We start from the raw sequence: 20,576 nt of genomic DNA on the forward strand, positions 1-20,576 counted from the left end.
GCGAGGGCTTGCGGCACAAAGCGTCGCATGACCCTTTCCGCCGACCTCTATTTCAGCTTCCGCAGTCCCTACAGCTACCTCGCCATCGGGCGCTATCGCGCGATGGCGAGGCAGTATGCGGTCGATATCGCGCTGCGGCCCGTCTATCCGCTGGCCATCCGGCAGCCCGATTTCTTCGAGCGCAACCACCCGAACTGGCTGCGCTATACCTTCCTCGACATGGCGCGGGTGGCGCAGTTTCACGGCATACCGTTCGGCGCACCGCGGCCCGACCCGATCGTGCAGGACGTGGCGACCCGCCGGATCGCGCCCGATCAGCCCTATATCCGCCGGATCACCCGGCTGGGCCAGGCGGCGGCCCGGCGCGGTGCAGGTCTGGTCTTTGCTCACGAGGCGGGGCAACTGATCTGGGGCGGGGCGGAAAACTGGCACGAGGGCGATCATCTCGCCACCGCTGCGGCGCGCGCCGGCCTCGATCTCGCCGAGCTGGATCGGGAGGTCGCAGACGAACCGGAAACGCTCGATGCCGAGATCGCGGCGAACCTGCAGGCGCTGGAAGACGCCGGCCATTGGGGCGTGCCGACGCTGGTGTTCGATGGGGAGCCGTTCTTTGGGCAGGACCGCATCGAAATGGCCCAATGGCGCATGGAGCAGAAAGGGCTGGCCGAACGATGACGGGAACGCTCGTCGAACATCCACCGCGCCGCCTGGCGGGTCTGGCGTGGGAGGGGACATATGTCGAGGCTGCCGATGGCGCTGTCCGGCGTTTGATGGACGATCTTTTCGCCAGACTGGGCGACCGCCCCGAAACGCTCTGGGGTGTTTCCTGGGAAGATCGACCTGATGGCTTCCGGCACTTCGTCGGGATCGAGAGCGACCGCGACTTGCCCAGCCTCCAGTGGCTGGACCTGCCCGCGCTGGCCAGCCTCACTGCCGATCATTCTGGCGGCGATGCAACCGGTGTTTATGGCGAGCTGCAGGCGCTACGGGACGCACGCGACATGGTGCGGCGACCCGGCGGGCCGGACATGCTGGACGAACATCGCCGCGATGGGGGCCCGGCGATGCGGGCCCACCTCGTGGTTGCCGAAACGACCGATTGAACGAAGGAAGCAGACCGGGATGAGCGAACGGGTTGAACAGACGATATCCTCTTTCGACGGCACCGAGCTCGCCGTGCACCGCATGGGGGCGGGGCGGCCGGTGGTGCTGCTCCACGGCCTGTTTTCCAGCGCAGAGATGAACTGGGTCCGCTTCGGCCATGCGGGCAAACTGGTCGAGGCCGGGTTCGAGGCGATCATGCCCGACCTGCGCGCCCACGGGACGAGCGGGAAACCGCACGCACCGGAAAGCTATCCGCCGGGCGTTCTGGCTCGCGATGCCGCGGCGCTGGTCGCGGCGCTCGACCTCGACGATTACGATCTGGTCGGATTTTCGCTGGGCGCGCGCACGTCCGCACGCGCCGTGATAGAGGGGCTGCAGCCCCGCCGCCTGGTGCTGGCGGGCATGGGGCTGGAGGGGCTGGCCGGGTGGAACCGCCGGGCAGCCTACTTCATCGATGCCATCGACCGCTTCGACGAAGTGAAGCGCGGCGATCCGGCCTTCATGCCGGTCAGTTTCATGAAAACGATGAAGATCGACCGCGTCGCCGCGCGCCTGCTGTTGCAGGCGGTGGACGATACCGCCCCGGCGGAGCTGTCGGCGATCTCCATGCCGACGATGGTGCTGTGCGGCGACAAGGATGACGACAACGGTTCTGCGGAGCGGCTGGCCGAAACGCTGCCCGATGCCCGCCATGTGGAAATTCCCGGCACGCATATGGGATCGGTGACCGAAGGCGCGCTGGGCGATGCTCTGGTGCGGTTCCTGGGCAACAACGATTGATCGGCTGTGGGGCGGCGTTGTTCGGTGGCTTGATTCGCCGCGAACGGCGGTTCACAAACCAGTATCTGCGGAAACCGCCCAGTATTTGCGGAAACCGTATTGTCGACTGAGAGGATCGCCACCGTCATGAAATTTGCATCCGTTGCGCTTGCCGCGCTCGCCGTATCGCTTGCCACGCCTGCCGCCGCGCAGCAGAGCGCCGACGAAGGCACCGCCGCCGCCTCGCAGTATCCGATGACGCCGGAAGGCGCGGCCGAATGGGTCGCGATGGTGGAGAAGGACCTGTTCGACTACTCGGTCGAAGCGAGCCGGGTCTATTGGGTCAACGCCACCTATATTACCGAAGATACCGATGCGCTTGCCGCGCAGGCGGGCGCCGAAGGGACTGAGAAATCGGTCAAGTACGCGCTGGAAGCAGCGAAGTACGCGCAGGTCGAAGGGCTGGACGTGGATGTTGCGCGCAAACTCGACATCCTGCGCAACGGTATCGTTCTGCCCGCGCCCACGACCGAGGGCGCGGCGAACGAACTGAACCAGATCGCCACCAATCTGCAAAGCCAGTACGGCAAGGGGAAGGGGACGCTGAACGGACAGCCGATCTCCGGATCCGACATCGAGGCGGAGATGGGCAATCTCGACCACACGCCAGAAGAATATGCCGAAATGTGGGCGAGCTGGCACGACGATGTCGGCGCGCCGATGAAGGAAGATTACGCCCGCCTGGTCGAAATCGCCAACGAAGGCGCGGCTGAGCTGGGCTTCGACAATGTCGGGGCGATGTGGCGGTCGGGGTACGACATGGACCCGGACGAGTTCACCGCCGTGACCGACCGCCTGTGGGAAGAAACACGCCCGCTTTACGAGGCACTGCACACATATGTCCGCTGGAAGCTGAACGAGAAATACGGCGATGCGGTTCAGGCGAAGACGGGCCCGATCCGGGCTGACCTGCTGGGCAATATGTGGGCCCAGGAATGGGGCAATATCTATCCGCTCGTCGCGCCCGAGGGTGCGGGCGAACTCGGCTTCGATATCGGCGAACTGCTCGAAGCGCAGGGCAAGGACCCGCTCGACATGGTCAAGGCGGGCGAGGGGTTCTTCTCCTCGCTCGGTTTCGAGCCTTTGCCCGAAACGTTCTACCAACGCTCGATGTTCACCAAGCCGGCCGACCGAGAGGTCGTCTGCCACGCCAGCGCGTGGGATATCGACAACAAGGACGATATCCGGATCAAGATGTGCATCAAGGTGAACGCCGACGATTTCGTCACGATCCACCACGAGCTGGGCCATAACTATTACCAGCGCGCCTACAAGGATCAGCCCTACCTCTACCTCAACGGGGCGAACGACGGTTTCCACGAGGCGATCGGCGACATGATCGCGCTGTCGATCACGCCCGAATACCTGGTGCAGATCGGCCTGCTCGACCGTGCCCAAGTGCCGGGGGCGGACAAGGACATCGGCCTGCTGCTGCGCCAGGCGATGGACAAGGTCGCCTTCCTGCCTTTCGGCCTGCTGGTCGACAAGTGGCGCTGGGGCGTGTTCGACGGTTCGATCAGCCCGGCGGAATACAACACCGCCTGGGTCGATCTGAAGCGCGATTACCAGGGGATCGTGCCACCGGTGGAGCGGCCGGCCGATGCCTTCGATCCGGGCGCGAAGTATCACATCCCCGGCAACACACCCTACATGCGCTATTTCCTCGCGCGGATTCTGCAGTTCCAGTTCTATCAGGCCGCGTGCGAGCAGGCCGGGTGGGAAGGGCCGCTGCACCGGTGCAGCTTCTATGGCAACGAGGAAGTCGGGCGCAATCTCAACGCCATGCTCGAAATGGGAGGCAGCAAGCCCTGGCCGGACGCGCTGGAGGCGTTCACAGGCACCCGCGAGATGAGCGCACGCCCGATGCTCGAATACTTCGCCCCGCTGAAGGCGTGGCTGGACGAACAGAACAAGGGCAAGCCAACCGGATGGTAACGACGGCAAATGCCAGTCGCGGCGGTCGGGCGCATATCGCTTGAGCGCCGCGAAATCAGGGATGGCGACGGTGGGCTGGCGCGAGCTGGTCCACCTGCCCGAACTGGGGCTGCACAATGTCCCGGCCAAGATCGACACCGGTGCCCGCACGTCCTCGCTGCACGGGGTGGTGCTGGACAAGTTCGAACGCGACGGCGCGGAATATGTCCGTTTCGCGGTCGATTTCGAGCGTCAGCATGTCCGCCAGGTGTGCGAGGCGGTCCATGTCGACAGACGCGGCATCACCAGCTCCAACGGCGAGACCCAGTTCCGCTATGTCATCAAGACGCCATTGACGATCGGTAAACGGGAATTCCGCGCCGAGATCAGCCTTGCTGATCGTTCGGATATGAAATTCCCGATGCTTATCGGCCGTTCTGCGCTAAGGCGCAGGTTCGTCGTCGACTCGGGACATTCGTGGCTTCAAACCCCCGGGCTCGAGGTGGAAAAAGGCTACAAACCATGATCTTGCAGCCATGAAAATCGCCATGCTCGCGCGCAATGCGGAACTCTATTCGCACCGGCGCCTGGTCGAGGCGGCGGAGGAGCGGGGGCACACGCTCGACATTCTCAACACCCTGCGCTGCACCGTGCATATCGCCAGCCATCGCCCCACCGTCAGCTACAACGGCGAAACGGTGAGCGGTTATGACGCGGTGATCCCGCGCATCGGTGCCTCGATCACCAATTACGGGCTGGCAATCCTGCGCCAGTTCGAAATGGCCGGCGTCTGGCCGCTGAACGAAAGCGTCGCGATCGGGCGCAGCCGCGACAAGCTGCGTTCGATGCAGATCCTCGCCAAGCATGGCCTGGGCTTGCCCCTGACCGCTTTCGCCCACGACCCGAAGCAGACCGAGGAAGTCATCCGCTCGGTGAAGGGGCCGCCGGTTGTGATCAAGCTGCTCGAGGGAACACAGGGTATCGGCGTCGTCCTGGCCGAAACGGAAGCGAGCGCCAAATCGGTGATCGAGGCGTTTCGCGGTGCCAACGTCAACATCCTGGTGCAGGAATTCATCAAGGAAGCCGGCGGTACGGACATTCGCGCGCTGGTGATCGGCGGCAAGGTCGTGGCCGCGATGCAGCGCACCGGGGCCCCCGATGATTTCCGCAGCAATCTGCACCGCGGCGGCAGTGCCAAACTGATCAAGATCACTCCCGAAGAACGCTCCACCGCCGTGCGCGCGGCGCGCAAGATGGGCCTCAACGTCTGCGGCGTGGACATGCTGCGCAGCAACCACGGCCCGGTGATCATGGAAGTCAATTCCTCGCCCGGCCTCGAAGGGATCGAGGCGGCGACCGGCAAGGATATCGCCGGCATGATCATCGATTTCGTCACGGTCAACGCCAAGGCGTGGAAGACGAAGACCAAGGGGAAGGGATGACGGCTCTAGGCTATTTCGGTCAGTTAGTACCTGACGAGTTTATGGGTGTTTCCGGGAGTGTCTACTACTCGGGCGAGATAGCTTTTAGCGAAACCAAGCCAGTCTACCTTCTCGGCCTGAATCCCGGCGGGTCCCCGGTGAAACAGGCTGCAGAAACCGTGGGGCGGCAACTCGAAACCTGTTCCCAACCAGCGCGCAGACTGTGGTCTGCATACGCCGATGAAGAGTGGCTCGGCAAGGCTGCCGGAACCCATGGGATGCAGCCTCGCGTTCTACATTTGTGTGATAAACTGGGGTTGGACCCACGTAGAACCCCTGCCAGCAACCTGATTTTCGTGAGATCGGCGAGAGGAGCTGACCTTGGATCATCCCGACGTGACTTGATCGATAGGTGCTGGCCTTTTCACGACGCTGTCATTCGGACCCTGAATATCAAGATGGTTGTCTGTTTTGGCAGACTCGTAGGTCAGGAGGTTCGAAACCGCCTAGGAGCTCATTGGGAGCTAGCCACGTTTACAGAAGAGAACCGGCGACGCTGGCGCTCGACGATCCACGCCTCAGAGCGTGGCACATACGTGGCCTCCCTGACGCACCCCAGTGTCGCGGCATGGAATGTTCCGGCGACGGATCCTACGCCGATGGTTGCGAGCTATTTGAAGCAATTCACCGAAACGGCGGTTCGTTGAAAGCCCTCAGCTTGCGGGAGTGCAGGCGGCTGCCTTCCTCGCGCAGCAATCGGCAGGTTGTGACGCCGATCTGCATGTGCGCGGCGATTGCTTCTTCGTAGAACTTGTTCGCCTGCCCCGGCAGCTTGATTTCGCCGTGGAGCGGCTTGTCGGACACGCAGAGCAGCGTTCCGTAGGGGACGCGGAAGCGATAGCCCTGCGCGGCGATGGTGGCGCTTTCCATGTCGATCCCGACCGCACGGCTGAGCGAGAGGCGGCGGGCGGACTGGCTGTAGCGCAGTTCCCAGTTGCGATCGTCGGTGGTGACCACGGTGCCGGTGCGCATCCGCCGCTTCAGATTGGCGCCGTGGGTGCCGCTGACATCTTCCGCCGCCTTGGCCAGCGCCTGCTGCACTTCGGCAATCGCCGGCAGGGGAATTTCAGGTGGGAGCACCGGGTCGAGCACGTGGTCGTCGCGCAAGTAGGCATGGGCGAGCACGTAATCGCCGATTTTCTGGCTGGGGCGCAGGCCGCCGCAGTGGCCGATCATCAGCCATGCCTCGGGCCGCAGCACGGCAAGGTGGTCGCAGATCGTCTTCGCGTTGGACGGGCCGACGCCGATGTTGACCAGGGTGATCCCGCCGCGGTTCTTGCCGATCAGGTGGTAGGCCGGCATCTGGTGGCGACGCCAGGCGGTGTCCGACAGTTCGGCGCGGGCGTTCTCGCGCGGGGTGTCGAGATAGAGGCCGCCGGCTCCGGCGAGCGCGGTGCAGTCGTCGCTGCCCAGTTGCGCGCCGGCCCAGTCCACGAATTCATCGACGTAGCGGTGATAGTTGGTGAACAGGATGAAGCGCTGGAAGTGCGCCGGATCGGTGCCGGTATAGTGCGCCAGCCGGGCGAGGCTGAAATCGGTCCGCAGCCCGTCGAACAGCGACAGCGGGAACGGGTCGCCCGGCGCGCCCAGTTCGTACCCGTCGGCAATCTCGTCGCCGATATCGGCCAGCTCGGTCGCGGGGAAATGGCGTGCCAGCTCGTTCGGGCTGATGCCCGCCAGTTCGGCCCCGGCGTCCCCGTCGAGCACGTAGGGGAAGGGGATTTCCTGCCGCGACTGGGCGACTTCGCAATCCACGTCGTATTCGCTCGCGATCAGGCGGAGCTGTTCCGTCAGATAATCGGCGAACAGGCGGGGGCGGGTCACGGTCGTGGCGTAGATGCCGGGCGCGTTGAGCCTGCCGTAGGCGCGGCTGCTGTCGGCGGGGCGGGTGCCGCCCCTGAAGCGCAGCCGAATTTCCGGGTAGGCATAGCTGCCATCGCTGCGCTTTTCCGGCTTGGGCAACGTGCCTTCGCGCGCGAAAGCAACGATGTCGGTGCGCAGGCGTTCGACCGACTCGTCGTAGAGCCGGATCAGGTCTTCGATAATTTTCTCAGGTGATTCCATCGGCGGCAGATAGCGCCGCTCGCGTGACATTTCAAAGTCCCGCTATATTGCGGCCAAAGAAAAAGGGCGCGAACCCCGTGTGAGGCCGCGCCCTTTTTGTGTTTCTTTCGAACGGGATCGCAGCGATCTCGCCCGGCCGTGCAAGCCAATCAGCTTTCGCTGGTGTCTTCTTCGGCTTCGGCAGAATCGTCTTCTGCATCCGACTGATCGAGCATGTCCGCCGGGATTTCACCGGGTTCGAGCGTGGGATCGACGGCATTGGCCTGGGCCATTTCCTCGATTTCCTTCTGCTCGTCTTCGAACATCTGCGCGAGCACGTCGATGCCCTGGCTCTGCAGCTCGGCTTCGTCTTCCGAACGGGCGACGTTGGCCTTCACCGTCACGTGAACTTCGGGATGCAGCGCGATGGTGACATCGTGCATACCGATGGTCTTGATCGGGTGGCCCATGACGACCTGGCGCTTGTCGATCTCGTGACCCTTGTCAGCAAGGCCCATGACGATGTCACGCACATTGACCGAGCCGTAAAGCTGGCCGGCGTTCGACGAAGCGCGGATCAGAACGATCTCGACACCGTCGATCTTTTCGCCCTGCTTTTCGGATTCGCCGCGACGTTCCGCGTTTTCCTTTTCCAGGCGTTCGCGGTTGGCTTCGAAGACCTTGCGGTTCGCTTCGTTCGCGCGCAGCGCCTTCTTCTGCGGGAGCAGGAAGTTGCGGGCGTAGCCGTCCTTGACCGAGACGACATCGCCGATGCTGCCCAGGTTTCCGATGCGTTCGAGGAGGATAATGTCCATGTCTACTCTCCCCTCACTTCACGACGTAGGGCAGCAGGCCGATGTGACGCGCACGCTTGATCGCCTTGGCGAGTTCGCGCTGCTTCTTGGCACTGACTGCGGTGATACGGCTGGGGACGATCTTGCCCCGTTCGGACATGAAACCCTGGAGCAGGCGCACGTCCTTATAATCGATGGTCGGCGCATTCTTGCCCGCGAAGGGGCAGGACTTGCGGCGGCGGAAAAACGGACGGGCCATCAGTCGCGCTCCTCACGGTCGGCGCGACGCTTGCGGTCGCGGTCGCTCTTGCGCATCATCACGCTGGGGCCGCCTTCGTGTTCGTCGACGCGAATGGTCATGTAGCGGATGACGTCTTCGTTGATGCGGGTCTGGCGCTCCAGCTCTTCCACCACGGCACCGGGGCCTTCGATGTTGAGCAGGACGAAATGCGCCTTGCGGTTACGGTCGATCTTGTACGCGAGACTCTTCAGCCCCCAGGTTTCGGTCTTGGTGACCTTGCCTTCGTTCTGTTCGACGATTTCGGTGGCGGTTGCCGCCAGCGCGTCGACCTGGCTCTGGCTCAGGTCCTGCCGCGCGAGAAAGACATGCTCGTAGAGAGCCATGCTTCGCTTCCTTCACTCTGCAATGCCGATCGCTGGCTGATCCGCGGGATTGCGGGGCCCCTCCGGCTTTCTTCGTTTCCCCACCGGCACTACGTCCGGCGCGGGGAAGGCGGGCACATAGCGCCGTGGGCGCGGAATGCAAGGCAAAGGTTGGGCTTGTGCGCCATGCGCGCTCGCGGCAGTGCGACGCAAGCACTTGCGAAACAGGAGGTTCCATGCCCGGCGGTCTTGTTGCCCTGCTTGACGATGTATCAGTGATCGCCCGAACCGCAGCGGCTTCGATCGACGACGTGGGCGTCGCGGCCAGCCGCGCGGGAACCAAGGCAGCAGGCGTGGTGATCGACGATGCGGCGGTCACCCCATCGTATGTCACCGGGCTTTCCCCCGCGCGCGAACTGCCGATTATCTGGAAGATCACCAAGGGCAGCCTGAAGAACAAGCTGCTGATCCTGTTGCCCGGCGCCCTGCTGCTCAGCGAATTCCTGCCGGCGGCGATCATCTTCGTCCTCATGCTCGGCGGGGCTTACCTCAGCTACGAAGGCGCGGAAAAAGTGCTGGAGAAGCTGGGCGGGGCCAAGCACGGCGAAACGCTGGAAGATCCGATTGCGGACCCGGTCGCGTTCGAGAACCGGCGCGTTTCGGGCGCGATCCGAACCGACTTGATCCTCTCGGCCGAGATCATGGCCATCACCCTCAACGAAGTGGCGGTGGAAACCCTCTTCACCCGCGGGGCGGTGCTCGCCCTTGTCGGGGTTGTGATAACCGTCGTCGTCTATGGATCGGTGGCTCTGATCGTTAAAATGGACGATGTCGGCCTGCACATGGCAGGGCGGGACTCGTTGGCTTCGCGCCGTATCGGACGATTCCTGCTGGCCGCGATGCCGAAGCTGCTGACCGCACTGTCGGTGATCGGAACGATCGCCATGCTCTGGGTCGGTGGTGGAATCATTCTGCATGGCCTGGACGAGCTGGGGCTGGGCGCTCCAGCCGACTGGGCGCACGGCGTGCAGCATGCGGTCGAGCGGGCTACCGGCGCCTTGTCGGGCATTCTGGGCTGGGCGACGTATGCCGGCCTATCGGCGCTGTTCGGCCTGGCCCTCGGCGCGCTCCTCGCGACCGTGCTGCACAAGGTGTTCCGGTTCGGCGAAGGCCACTAGAGGCGGGAGAGCACGTCGCGCGCAAACAGGCTCAAGGTGTCGTCGCGCGCGCCCATGATTACCACCCGGTCGCCAGCCCGCGCGATGGAGGCGATGCGGTCGCCGCAGGCCTTGCGCGTGGGAATATATTCGGCCTGGCCGCCGGCATCCTCTATCAGGCGGACAATCCGTTCGCTGCCTTCGCTGCGATCGACCGTGCCGCCGAAATAGACGGGGTCGCACAGGATCGTGCGATCATCCGGCCCAAGTTCGTGGGCAAAGGTTTCCGCCAGTTCGCTCCCCATCTGCCGCAAGGGGCCGTAACCGTGGGGCTGGAAGAAGGCGATCACCCGGCCTTCGTGCGCCTTCAGCGTGCGCAGCGTGGCAGCGCATTTTTCCGGGTTGTGACCGAAATCGTCGATCACGGTAATGCCGCTCGCCGAAATGCCGACCATGTCGAACCGGCGCGCCAGGCCGCGGAAATCCGCGAGGGCGGCAACCGCTGCGCCCACCGGTACGCCCGCTGCAGCCGCCGCGGCGATGGCGGCCAGCGCGTTCGAGAGGTTGTGCCGCCCCGGCATATGCAGCGTCAGCGCATGTTCGGCGCCGTCGTGGCGATCGATCACCAGCGCAGCCTGGCGGATCGGCCCTTCGGCGATGGAGCCGGGCACGATGCCGATTTGCGCCTTGTCCTGCTCGATCCCGAAAGTGATGACCTCGTTCGCGCGCGGCAGCAGCGCCAGCGCCTCGGCATTGTCGGCGTTGATTACCGCGATCCGGCTGCGGGAGAGAAAATCGCCGAACAGCTGGCGCAATTCGTCCATCCCCTTGTGATCGAGGCTGACGTTCAGCAGCACGCCAATCGCCGGGCGGTACAGCGCGATCGATCCGTCGCTTTCGTCCACTTCGCTGACATAGATGCTTCGCCCTCCGACAAGCGCGCTGGCATTGGGCCGTTCGTCGGACACGAAATTCTTCATCACCGCGCCGTTCATGACCGTCGGGTCACGGCCAGCCGCGTGCATGATCCAGCCCAGCATGCCGGTGACAGTGGACTTGCCACTGGTGCCCGCCACGGCCAGCCCCGCGCCGGCGGTGTTGAACAGGATCGAATTGAGCTGCGCACGGCTCATCCGCAGGCATCCCATTTGGTTTGCGCGGACGATTTCGGGCACGGTGTCTTCCACCGCCGCGGATGCCACGAGTATCTGCCGGTCGGACACGATTCCGCTGCCGTCCTGCGGATATAGCGCGAAGCCCTGGCTTTCGAGCGCGGCGAACTTGTCCGGCGTGCGCCCCTGGTCGCGGCTGCGGTCGCTGCCGCCGACATCGGCCCCGCGCCCTTTCACGATCTGGGCAAGGGGCAACATGCCCGACCCGCCGATCCCGCAGAAAAAGAACGGGCGGGCGAAAAGCTCTTCGGTAGTGGGGATTTCATGCATCGGGCGGGTTGGTATTCAGTTGTTCGGGCCGATACAAGCATGCTGGCTTCGCCCGGACAATCGCCACCTTGCCCCGGCGCGCTACAATCCCTAGATGCCGCGCCAGAATGTGCCGCGCGCTGAACGCCGGCAAGCGGATCGAGATTGATAGATGTCCCTGTTCATTTTCCTCTTCGTGCTCCAGGCGATTGTCGCCGCGGCTCTGGTCGGCGTCGTGCTGATGCAGCGTTCCGAAGGCGGCGGCCTCGGTATCGGGGGCAGTCCTACCGGGTTGATGAGCGCGCGCGGAGCGGCCGATTTCCTGTCGCGCGCCACGAAATGGCTCGCGGTCGCGTTCGTCGTGCTGTCGATCGCGCTTGCCGCGATTGCCGCCGAATCGGGCGGGCAGGACAGCATTACGTCGACGCTCGATCGTTCGCTTCCTGCCGATCCGCTCGGTCAGGCGGCCGGTGAACCGGCCCCTGCCGCACCCGCCGCGCAGCCTGCCGAGGCAAGCGACGACCCGCTGGCAGGCGCCACCGAATAACCTTCCGATTGCGGTAAATGTGGATTGCGGGCTCCGGCCTGCCGCATTCCGCTTGCCCCGACTCCATTCGCACGCTTAAGGCCCGACTCCCATGGCGCGGTACATTTTCATCACCGGCGGCGTGGTTTCATCGCTCGGCAAAGGTCTCATGGCGGCGAGCCTTGGCGCGCTGCTGCAGGCGCGTGGCTACAAAGTCCGCATTCGCAAGTTCGATCCCTATCTCAATGTCGATCCGGGAACGATGAGCCCGTATCAGCACGGCGAAGTCTACGTCACCGATGACGGGGCTGAAACCGATCTGGATCTGGGGCACTACGAACGCTTCACCGGCGTTTCCGCGCGGCAGAGCGACAATGTCACGTCCGGGCGGGTCTATCAGCAGATCATCGCGCGCGAACGGCGCGGAGACTATCTGGGCGCGACCGTGCAGGTGATCCCGCATGTGACCGACGCGATCAAGGAATTCGCGCTGGCCGACCAGGGCGATCACGATTTTATCCTGTGCGAAATCGGCGGGACCGTGGGCGACATCGAATCGCTGCCGTTCATGGAGGCGATCCGTCAGCTCAGGAACGAGCTTGAACCGGATCAGACGCTCAGCGTCCACGTCACGCTGGTGCCCTATATCGCGGCAGCGGGCGAGCTGAAGACCAAGCCGACCCAGCATTCGGTGCGCGAACTCGCCAGCCTGGGTATCAAGCCCGACGTTCTGCTGTGCCGCTGCGAACATCCATTGCCCGATAGCGAACGGCGCAAGATCGCGCAGTTCTGCAATGTGCGACAGGAATCGGTCATCCCGGCGCTGGATGCCCCGTCGATCTATTCCGTGCCGCTGCAGTACCATGCCGAAGGGCTCGACAGCGAAGTTCTGCGCGGCTTCGGCATCACGGATGCGCGGGAGCCCGATCTTGCCGCATGGCACGATATTGTCGACCGGTACGAAAACCCGGAAGGCGAAGTTACCATCGGGGTCGTCGGCAAATACGTGGGTCTTCCCGACGCGTACAAGTCACTCAATGAGGCGCTGGTTCATGGCGGCTTGGCCAATCGCGTGAAGGTCAATATCCGCTGGATCGATGCCGAGGTCTTCGAAGGAGACGACGCGGAAATCGCAGCCCGTCTGGAGCCACTGCATGGCATTCTGGTGCCTGGCGGATTTGGGGAGCGCGGATCGGAAGGCAAGATTGCCAGCGTCCGTTTCGCCCGTGAACGAAAGGTGCCGTTTTTTGGTATCTGCCTGGGGATGCAGATGGCCTGTATCGAGGGCGCACGCAGCGCGGGCCATGCTTCCGCCTCGTCGACGGAGTTCGGCGAAACCACCGATCCGGTGGTGGGCATCATCACCGAATGGATGAGCGAGGAAGGGCTGCAGAAACGGGAAGCCGATGGCGATCTGGGCGGTACGATGCGCCTGGGCGCTTATGATGCCAGACTGGCGGGCAACAGCCGCGTCTCGCACATCTATGGCGGCGAAACCCGGATTTCCGAACGCCATCGCCACCGTTACGAGGTCAATTCGGCCTATCGCGAACCTCTGGAGCAGGGGGGGCTGATCTTTTCCGGCATGTCGCCCGACGGGCTGTTGCCTGAAATCGTGGAGCGCCCCGATCACCCGTGGTTCGTTGGTGTCCAGTTCCACCCGGAACTGAAATCGAAACCGTTCGATCCGCATCCGCTTTTCGCGGGGTTCGTCGCGGCAGCTCTGGATCAGTCGCGCCTGGTCTGATCCGACGCTGCCGATCGATCGTTTCGGCAGGACATTTATCCCTTGCGGACAAGGGGCGGCGCCGTGCTGCGCAATTTCGCGTGCCGTTCTGGAACATCGTGCGAAGCATCCTTGCGCCGCGACTTTACATTCGTTGATTTTGGGGCATGATGCCCTGCGGCATCCGCGATTTTCCGCGGTTCGAGTCGTGCACAGGAATTGTCAGACAGAACTCGGCTTGGCCCGGGAGTGATCGTCTTCTGCGACCCGGACGATCACATCTTGGGACAAGGCGGCGTACGCGCCGCGGGGGCGGACTTTCGGGTTCGCCCCCAATCGCAGGGTATTTTCCATCTGCTGCAATTGCGCCCGAAACCTTGTGGAACCCCGCCCACCCGCCTGCCAGAGCAGGCGAGGGGCGGGTGCCGGTTTGGATATGGGTGCGCTTCGCGTCTCTGTCGCGGAGACGAGAGAGTTACGCTGCGTCGGCAGCCTTGCCTGCATCGTCGCTGCTGTCGTCCGCATCGTCGTCGCGCACAACTTCCAGCGTCTTCTGGCCATTAACGGCGATTTTCTTCGGCCGCATGGCTTCGGGCACTTCGCGCACCAGATCAATCGCTAGCAACCCGTCTTCAAGGCGCGCGTTTTCGACCCGGACGAAGTCGGCGAGTTCGAAGCGTCGTTCAAACCCGCGGTTCGCGATGCCGAGGTGCAGCATCTCGCCATCGTCATCGCCATCCTCACGCTTCTTGCCCTGAACCACGAGCAGGTTCTGCTGCGCGGTGATGTCTAGATCGCCAGAACGGAAGCCCGCGACGGCGAGCGTGATGCGATAATTGTCTTCCCCGCGGCGTTCGATGTTGAACGGCGGATAATTGTCGCCCGAATTGCTGCGGGCCTGCCGTTCCAGAAGGTCGAACAGGCGGTCAAACCCGACGGTCGAACGGCGATAGGGGGTAAAATCAAAACGATTCATCGAAACAAATCCTCTTCAGAGCAATTTGACACAATGCAGGGCCCGGAAAGTGGCGCCCTGCGATATTCGGAGAACGCATCCATTGCGGCATGGTCCTCCATTCGTCAGATAGGATCTGCTGCGGGCCGTTCAAGTGGCTCCACGCAGCGGCAGAAATCGAGGTTATTCAATGGCAACGCCCCAGGTCGATATCTATACCAAGTTCGGATGCGGTTACTGTTTCCGCGCCAAGCGCCTGCTCGATGAAAAGGGTGTCGACTACACCGAATACGACATCACGATGGGCGGTCCGAAGCGCGAGGAAATGGTCGCTCGCGCGCCCGGCGCACGCACCGTGCCGCAGATTTTCATCGGCAGCACGCATGTCGGCGGATCGGACGAACTTCACGCGCTCGAACGCGAGGGCAAACTGGACGGCCTGCTCGCCGGATGACCCGGATCGCGGTTCTCCAGATGACTTCGGGCATCGCGCCGGTCGACAATGCCGCCGCGATCGTCGATGCTATCCGTGAGGCGAAGCGTGGGGGAGCGGAAATGCTCTTCACGCCCGAAATGTCGGGCCTACTCGACCGCGATCGCCGCCGGGCGCAGCAGAACATTGCGCCGGAAGGCGACGATTGCGTGCTGGCCGCCGTGCGCGAGGCGGCGGCGGAACAGGGCATCTGGGTGGCGCTGGGATCGCTGGCCATTGCGCTCGACGGGGCCGACGACGGTGCGCGTTGGGCAAACCGGAGCTTTCTGATCGGACCGGACGGGGCCATCGCCGCTCGGTACGACAAGATGCACATGTTCGATGTCGACCTCTCCAGCGGCGAAAGCTGGCGCGAATCGAACGCCTATCGGCCAGGAGATGCCGTCGTGACCGCCGAAAGCCCGGTTGGGCGATTGGGCCTGGCCATCTGCTACGATCTTCGTTTCCCGGCCCTGTTCGAGGCACTGGGGAACGCGGCGTGCGACGTTATCGCGGTTCCGGCAGCCTTCACCGTCCCCACGGGCCGGGCGCACTGGCATGTTCTCCAGCGCGCGCGCGCGATCGAAGCGAGCGCCTTCGTCGTGGCTGCGGCGCAGGTGGGCGAACACGCCGACGGTCGGCGTACATACGGCCACAGCCTGGTCGTGGACCCCTGGGGCGAAGTCCTCCTCGACATGGGCGGAGACGACGCAGGACTGGGATTTGCGCAGATCGACCGCCAGCGGATCACCGACGTGCGGCAGCAAGTGCCGAGCCTTGCCAATCGCCGCAAAATACCTGACTAGCGCCGCCGTCATGATCGTATTCGACCTCTCTTGCGCCGAAGGCCACCGTTTCGAAGGCTGGTTCGGTTCGTCCGGCGATTTTTCCGACCAGCATTCCCGCGGCCTGGTCACCTGCCCGCAATGCGGTTCGTCCGAAGTCGCGAAGGCACCGATGGCACCTGCCGTGCCAGTAAAGGGAAACCGCCGCGCGAACGAGCCGGCACCGACGCGGCAGGTTGCGGGGGGCAAGATACCCGCGGAAGTGCGCAAGGCGATGGAAGCGCTCGCCAATGCGCAGACCAAAGCGCTGGAAAACAGCAAGTGGGTGGGCGATGGCTTCGCCGAAGAATCGCGCGCCATGCACTATGGCGAGAAGGATCTGGAGGCGATCCACGGCAAGGCCACGCTGAAGGAAGCGCAGGAACTGCTGGACGAAGGAATCTCGGTCGCGCCCCTGCCATTCCCGGTGGCGGAGCCGGACGAACTCAACTGATTGCCAGCCCGCGCCACGTCCCCTAAACGGCGTGCCGCGTGCGCCCGTAGCTCAGTAGGATAGAGCATCGGATTCCTAATCCGGGGGCCACAGGTTCGAATCCTGTCGGGCGCACCATTTGCCAGGCCGATCAGCTCTCCGGGCCGAGTGCCGGGTCGAGGTCGCGGGGGCGGGTGAAGTGGACCAGACGCCCGCAATCGGGGCGCAGGTCGGCCCAATCGTCGATATCGAGTTCGAACACTGCAAAGGTGGCGGTCGGGTATTTGGTTGCCGCTTCGTCGAACAGCCGGTCTTCGGCCGATGGCGGGACCAGCGCGAACAGCGTTTCCTGCAGCCCGGGGTTGTGCCCGGCGACGAGCACGCTTTGGGCACTGCCGCCATGTTCGCGCACGACATCGAGAATGGTTTCGCCTTCCGCGAGATAGAGCCGCTTGTCGAACACCGGTTCCGCCTGGGGCAGTGCCGCTTCCAGCGTGCGGCGAACGCGCTCTGCCGGGCTGGCGAGCACCGTTTCCCAATCCGTGCCGTGATCGGCGATATGGCGGCCGATCAGGCGCGCGCCCTTGCGGCCGCGGTGGTTGAGACCGCGATCGAAATCGCGCTTGCCCACATCGTCCCATTCCGACTTGGCGTGGCGCAGCAATCCCAGGATCTTCACGACGGTTGGCAATCCTCTGTCTGACACTCTGCCCCGGTCCCTGAAGCACCGGTGGCCACACGTTGTAAAGCTTCCGCCAGCGTCAGCCTGATGACAGGCGTGCCGGCGGGGAAGGCCGAAAGGAGCCGGCTGGGAAAGGCCGACGATAGCACGACGAAATGCCCGCTGTCGTCTTTCGAACGGATCAACCGGCCGAATGCCTGCGACAGCCGGGCGCGGATAATCCGGTCGTCATAGGCCGAACCGCCATTCGCCGCGCGCCGGGCGCGGTGGAGGATGTCGGGCCGGGGCCAGGGCACCTGTTCCATGACGACGCAGCGCAGCGAACGCCCCGGAACGTCCACCCCGTCACGCAGGGCGTCGGTGCCCAGCAGGCTGGCGACCGGATCGTCACGAAATATGTCGACCAGGGTGCCGGTATCGATCGGATCGACGTGCTGGGCATATAGCGGCAAGCCGGCGCGCGCCAGCCGGTCCGCGATCCGCCCATGAACCGCGCGCAGCCGCCTGACCGCGGTGAACAGGCCCAGCACTCCGCCGCCAGCAGCCTCTATCAGCCGGGCGTAGGCGCCTGCCAGCCCGGGCAGATCGCCGCGTTTGATGTCCGTCACGATCAACACCTCTGCGCGCGAGGCGTAGTCGAACGGACTGTCGGCCTGGGCGCGCAGTGGTTCCACTTCGATATGCCGTGCGCCCGAACGGGCAATCGCGCTGTCCCAATCGTCGCCATCGCGCAGGGTGGCGCTGGTCAGCATGACCCCGTGCGCCGGTTGCAGCACGACTTGTGCGAACGGCTTCATCGGGTCGAGCCAGCGCCTGTGAATGCCGACGTCGAATTCGCGCGCGCCGTGATCGGCAGGGCTGCGATCGACCGCGAGCCAGTCCACGAATTCGGGATCACCGGGGCCGCCCAGCCGATCGAGCAGCGCTTCCCATGCCTGGATCAGATCGACCCGCCAGGCGAGCGAATGGCGGGCGCCTTCGATTCGGGCGCGGCCCTGACCGTCGAGCCAGTCGGGGCCATCCTCTACGATCGATTCCAGCCGCGCGCCGAGTTTCGCCAGAGGCTGACGGATCGCGACAAGTGCGGATCGCGCGGCCTGGGCGGCTTCGATCACGTTGCCGGGCAAGCCGGCAGCTTCGGTTTCGATGCCGTAGCCCGCTTCCTGCCCGCCGCTCTCGTCGCGGGCATAGACGCAGCTTCTCACTGCGGCGAGCAGCGCCTCGAGCGGGCCATAGGGCTCCCCATCGTGCAGCCGTTGCAGCCACCCGTCGGAGGGGAGGGCCTGTGCCGCCTCCAGCGCGGCCTCTACCGCTTCGCCGCCCGTTTCATCGTAACTGGCGACATCGGCCAGGCGCGCGGCAAGCCCCCGGCGGCGCCCGCGGTTCTTGCGTTCCGGCCCGACGATCCAGCGCCGCAGCTCAATCGCTTCCTGCCCGGTCAGTGCGGCTGCAAAAGTGTTGTCGGCAGCGTCGAAGACATGGTGCCCTTCGTCGAAAACGATCCGTGTCGGGCGCTGTGCCTGGTCGCGGCCCGGTCCGAATCCGGCGCGCGCGGCGTTGATCATCACCAGCGCATGATTGGCGATCACCAGATCGGCCTGGGCCGAAGCGCGCGCGGCACGTTCGATAAAGCACTTCCGATAGTGCGGGCACCCGGCGTAAACGCATTCACCGCGCTGATCGGTCAGTGCAGCGATCCCGCGCTTGCGGAACAGAGTGCCGAGCCAGCCGGGCAGATCCCCGCCGATCATGTCGCCATCCCGACTATAGGCGGCCCAGCGAGCCACCAGATGCGCCAGAATCGCCGCCCTTCCGCCGAAGCCGCCCTGCAAAGCATCTTCCAGATTGAGCAGGCAGAGGTAGTTTTCCCGCCCCTTGCGCACCACCACCGGTTGCGTGTCGTCGGCTCGCCGTTCGGGCCATGCGCGGCGGCTTTCGGCGCGCAGCTGGCGCTGCAGATTCTTGGTATAAGTCGAAACCCACACCGTGCCGCGCGCGGCCGCCGCCCATAGCGACGCCGGCGCGAGGTAACCCAAGGTCTTGCCGATCCCCGTTCCCGCCTGCGCCAGCAGCACGTGCGGCGCACCCCGGCCAGCGCGCGGCGCGAAGATCTTGCCTGCTTCGCGTGCATAGAGGTGCTGCCCATCGCGCCGTTCCGCGTCCGCGCCCGTGAGATGGGCGAGTTGCCCTTCGATTTCGGCCTCTTCGATCAGCACCTGGCCAGGGGCGGCGCGTTCGGGCGTTTCCTCCCATTCCGGCAAGCGTGAAAACAGCCATTTCTCCGCGCGCTCCGGGCGGGCGATATGGGCGGAGAGAACCTGTGCCCAGGGCCAGCGCAACCGGACCAGCGATTGCAGGGTCGACCAGGCGCCTTCGCGTTCTGCCCAGGCCGCATCGGAACAGGTTGCAAACAACACGCCGGCCGCCTGCTGGAGGAGCTGCGGAATTGCGTCATCCGCCTCCGGCTCGGCCAGGCCCAGCGCATGGGCCAGCCCCTTCGGCGTGGGGACGCAAAAGCGGGCCGGATGGACGAATGCGAACAGTTCCAGCAGATCCAGACCCGACAGGTCGGGATAGCCCAGCCGGTTCGCGACCAGTGGCGCGTTGAGCAGAAGCACCGGCGTATCGGCTGCAACCGTGATAGCTTCCCCCTTGGAGCAGCCTTGCGTCGGGCCCTCCGCCTGGCGCAGCCAGGTTCCGGCATGGCTCGCGTGAAGCGCGGGAAGGGTCACCGGTGGGGGCATCGGATGACGATGCGGCAGCCGGAACGGAAAGTAAACAAGGGCCTAACCGTCCGATTCCGCTCTTGCCGAACCTTTGCGGAATTGTGTCGCTGCGTATGGTACCGGAGGCACAGGTTCCGATAAATGCGGAAGGTCGAGCGATTGTTTTCACGAAACGGGGAACACGGCAATTTCCTGCTGCGTTATCGTTATGTCATGACCGCGAACGATCGCCATTTCCGCCATGCTGCATTTGCGACGATCGCGATCTTCGCGTTCGGTACAGGCGCGGTCGCCTGGGCGCAGACGGAGCCGGCAGCCGGCGGCGCTGGCGCAGACCCTGCAACGCACGGGATCGTCCTGCGATTGCCGGTCGATGTCCCGCCTTCGCCCGAAGTGCCCGATACGGACATTGTTCCCCTTCCGCTCGACGCTTCCCAGCGGGTACGCAATCCGGTGGTGATCCAGCTTCCGCCACCGGGCGTCAGACCTGAAGATGCACCGTCCCCGGATAACGCGGCGACGACCGGCCCTTCCGATGTTCCGGTCGTTGCCGACAGCCCGCGTGCCCAGCGCGGCGTGCCGGCGAATCGCCCGGCCGTGATCGCCGCCAGCACAGCGATTGCGCAGAGCGAAGGGCCCTCCATGCTTGCCCCGCCGGAACCCGCGGCCCCAACGGCTATGCCCGACACTCCGGCTGGCCCAGCGGCGGATGATGCTGCGGAAATGGGATGGCTGGGCCTGATCGCATTGGCGCTGGCCGGTCTCATACCTATCGCCCTGGCCGTGGCGGCAATGGTATGGGTGCGGCGGCGTACCGAGTCCGTATGAACTAGTTCACAACCCGTCAGGGTCGCAGGGAAGGGGCGTCTCGCGCGAGGCGCCCCTTTTCGCTGTGC

Annotated in this window: 21 protein-coding genes and 1 tRNA gene; 14 read left to right on the plus strand and 8 right to left on the minus strand. The window is 64.5% G+C overall.

Translation table 11 applies throughout. The features are described from left to right. The first annotated feature begins 27 nt into the window (after positions 1-27). From AM2010_RS03230 to rimK, 6 genes are all read left to right on the plus strand, one after another. Positions 28-675 (plus strand): 2-hydroxychromene-2-carboxylate isomerase, encoded by a 648-nt coding sequence (locus tag AM2010_RS03230; RefSeq protein ID WP_047805852.1) that lies wholly within the window; start codon positions 28-30, stop codon positions 673-675. Then, positions 672-1,103: a hypothetical protein gene (locus AM2010_RS13665; protein ID WP_053043889.1), complete on the plus strand. Its 432-nt coding sequence runs from the start codon at positions 672-674 to the stop codon at positions 1,101-1,103. Before AM2010_RS03230 ends, AM2010_RS13665 begins: the two co-directional genes overlap by 4 nt. Positions 1,104-1,122: 19 nt before the next feature. Beyond that, on the plus strand, positions 1,123-1,884 hold the full coding sequence (locus AM2010_RS03240) for an alpha/beta fold hydrolase (RefSeq protein WP_047805853.1): 762 nt from the start codon (positions 1,123-1,125) through the stop codon (positions 1,882-1,884). Between the two features lie 126 nt (positions 1,885-2,010). Then, complete coding sequence (locus AM2010_RS03245; protein ID WP_047805854.1) at positions 2,011-3,858, plus strand: M2 family metallopeptidase; 1,848 nt, start codon at positions 2,011-2,013, stop codon at positions 3,856-3,858. A 61-nt stretch (positions 3,859-3,919) separates the two neighbouring features. After that, a complete protein-coding gene (locus AM2010_RS03250) occupies positions 3,920-4,363 on the plus strand; it encodes an ATP-dependent zinc protease family protein (RefSeq protein WP_047805855.1) in 444 nt (147 codons plus the stop codon). Between the two features lie 10 nt (positions 4,364-4,373). Then, positions 4,374-5,279 carry a 30S ribosomal protein S6--L-glutamate ligase gene (gene rimK, locus AM2010_RS03255; RefSeq protein ID WP_047805856.1) on the plus strand — a complete coding sequence of 302 codons (906 nt, stop codon included), beginning with the start codon at positions 4,374-4,376 and terminating at the stop codon, positions 5,277-5,279. A gap of 663 nt (positions 5,280-5,942) precedes the next feature. Here the strand turns inward: rimK and AM2010_RS03260 are convergent. The 4 genes from AM2010_RS03260 to rpsF form a co-directional block, all read right to left on the minus strand. Next, positions 5,943-7,382, minus strand: coding sequence for an AMP nucleosidase (locus tag AM2010_RS03260; protein ID WP_047807656.1), 1,440 nt, complete (start codon positions 7,380-7,382; stop codon positions 5,943-5,945). 149 nt (positions 7,383-7,531) lie between these two features. Beyond that, on the minus strand, positions 7,532-8,176 hold the full coding sequence (rplI, locus tag AM2010_RS03265; RefSeq protein WP_047805857.1) for a 50S ribosomal protein L9: 645 nt from the start codon (positions 8,174-8,176) through the stop codon (positions 7,532-7,534). 13 nt (positions 8,177-8,189) lie between these two features. Beyond that, positions 8,190-8,414 carry a 30S ribosomal protein S18 gene (rpsR, locus tag AM2010_RS03270; protein ID WP_047805858.1) on the minus strand — a complete coding sequence of 75 codons (225 nt, stop codon included), beginning with the start codon at positions 8,412-8,414 and terminating at the stop codon, positions 8,190-8,192. After that, positions 8,414-8,779, minus strand: coding sequence for a 30S ribosomal protein S6 (gene rpsF, locus AM2010_RS03275; RefSeq protein WP_047805859.1), 366 nt, complete (start codon positions 8,777-8,779; stop codon positions 8,414-8,416). Before rpsF ends, rpsR begins: the two co-directional genes overlap by 1 nt. Positions 8,780-8,994: 215 nt before the next feature. Here rpsF and AM2010_RS03280 point away from each other — a divergent pair, with 215 nt between their 5' ends. Then, entirely contained in the window at positions 8,995-9,936 is a 942-nt protein-coding gene (locus AM2010_RS03280) for a DUF808 domain-containing protein (RefSeq protein ID WP_047805860.1), read from the plus strand. On the opposite strand, the gene AM2010_RS03285 is transcribed toward AM2010_RS03280, so the two are convergent. Beyond that, positions 9,933-11,357 (minus strand): glutamate ligase domain-containing protein, encoded by a 1,425-nt coding sequence (locus AM2010_RS03285; protein ID WP_047805861.1) that lies wholly within the window; start codon positions 11,355-11,357, stop codon positions 9,933-9,935. The genes AM2010_RS03280 and AM2010_RS03285 overlap by 4 nt on opposite strands. Positions 11,358-11,508: 151 nt before the next feature. On the opposite strand from AM2010_RS03285, the gene secG reads away from it, so the two are divergent. Both secG and AM2010_RS03295 read left to right on the plus strand, forming a co-directional pair. After that, complete coding sequence (secG, locus tag AM2010_RS03290; RefSeq protein WP_047805862.1) at positions 11,509-11,883, plus strand: preprotein translocase subunit SecG; 375 nt, start codon at positions 11,509-11,511, stop codon at positions 11,881-11,883. A 91-nt stretch (positions 11,884-11,974) separates the two neighbouring features. After that, on the plus strand, positions 11,975-13,609 hold the full coding sequence (locus AM2010_RS03295) for a CTP synthase (RefSeq protein ID WP_047805863.1): 1,635 nt from the start codon (positions 11,975-11,977) through the stop codon (positions 13,607-13,609). A gap of 454 nt (positions 13,610-14,063) precedes the next feature. Here AM2010_RS03295 and AM2010_RS03300 read toward each other — a convergent pair whose 3' ends face one another. Then, complete coding sequence (locus AM2010_RS03300; protein WP_047805864.1) at positions 14,064-14,564, minus strand: Hsp20 family protein; 501 nt, start codon at positions 14,562-14,564, stop codon at positions 14,064-14,066. 169 nt (positions 14,565-14,733) lie between these two features. Here AM2010_RS03300 and grxC point away from each other — a divergent pair, with 169 nt between their 5' ends. The 4 genes from grxC (at position 14,734) to AM2010_RS03320 (ending at position 16,410) form a co-directional block, all read left to right on the plus strand. Continuing rightward, the gene (gene grxC / locus AM2010_RS03305) at positions 14,734-14,997 is read left to right on the plus strand and encodes a glutaredoxin 3 (protein ID WP_047805865.1); all 264 of its coding nucleotides are present in this window, start codon (positions 14,734-14,736) and stop codon (positions 14,995-14,997) included. After that, positions 14,994-15,821 (plus strand): carbon-nitrogen hydrolase family protein, encoded by an 828-nt coding sequence (locus AM2010_RS03310; RefSeq protein ID WP_047805866.1) that lies wholly within the window; start codon positions 14,994-14,996, stop codon positions 15,819-15,821. Before grxC ends, AM2010_RS03310 begins: the two co-directional genes overlap by 4 nt. Before the next feature lie 10 nt (positions 15,822-15,831). Next, complete coding sequence (locus AM2010_RS03315; RefSeq protein WP_047805867.1) at positions 15,832-16,293, plus strand: DUF1178 family protein; 462 nt, start codon at positions 15,832-15,834, stop codon at positions 16,291-16,293. A 40-nt stretch (positions 16,294-16,333) separates the two neighbouring features. Continuing rightward, positions 16,334-16,410: transfer RNA gene (locus tag AM2010_RS03320), tRNA-Arg, on the plus strand. Between the two features lie 13 nt (positions 16,411-16,423). Here the strand turns inward: AM2010_RS03320 and AM2010_RS03325 are convergent. Next, positions 16,424-16,951: a SixA phosphatase family protein gene (locus AM2010_RS03325; RefSeq protein WP_047805868.1), complete on the minus strand. Its 528-nt coding sequence runs from the start codon at positions 16,949-16,951 to the stop codon at positions 16,424-16,426. Then, complete coding sequence (locus AM2010_RS03330; RefSeq protein WP_047805869.1) at positions 16,948-19,698, minus strand: ATP-dependent DNA helicase; 2,751 nt, start codon at positions 19,696-19,698, stop codon at positions 16,948-16,950. Before AM2010_RS03330 ends, AM2010_RS03325 begins: the two co-directional genes overlap by 4 nt. Positions 19,699-19,839: 141 nt before the next feature. On the opposite strand from AM2010_RS03330, the gene AM2010_RS03335 reads away from it, so the two are divergent. After that, positions 19,840-20,508: a hypothetical protein gene (locus AM2010_RS03335; protein ID WP_047805870.1), complete on the plus strand. Its 669-nt coding sequence runs from the start codon at positions 19,840-19,842 to the stop codon at positions 20,506-20,508. Positions 20,509-20,576: the final 68 nt, after the last annotated feature.

Source organism: Pelagerythrobacter marensis (genome assembly GCF_001028625.1).
In the GTDB taxonomy this organism is placed as follows: Bacteria; Pseudomonadota; Alphaproteobacteria; order Sphingomonadales; family Sphingomonadaceae; genus Pelagerythrobacter; species Pelagerythrobacter marensis.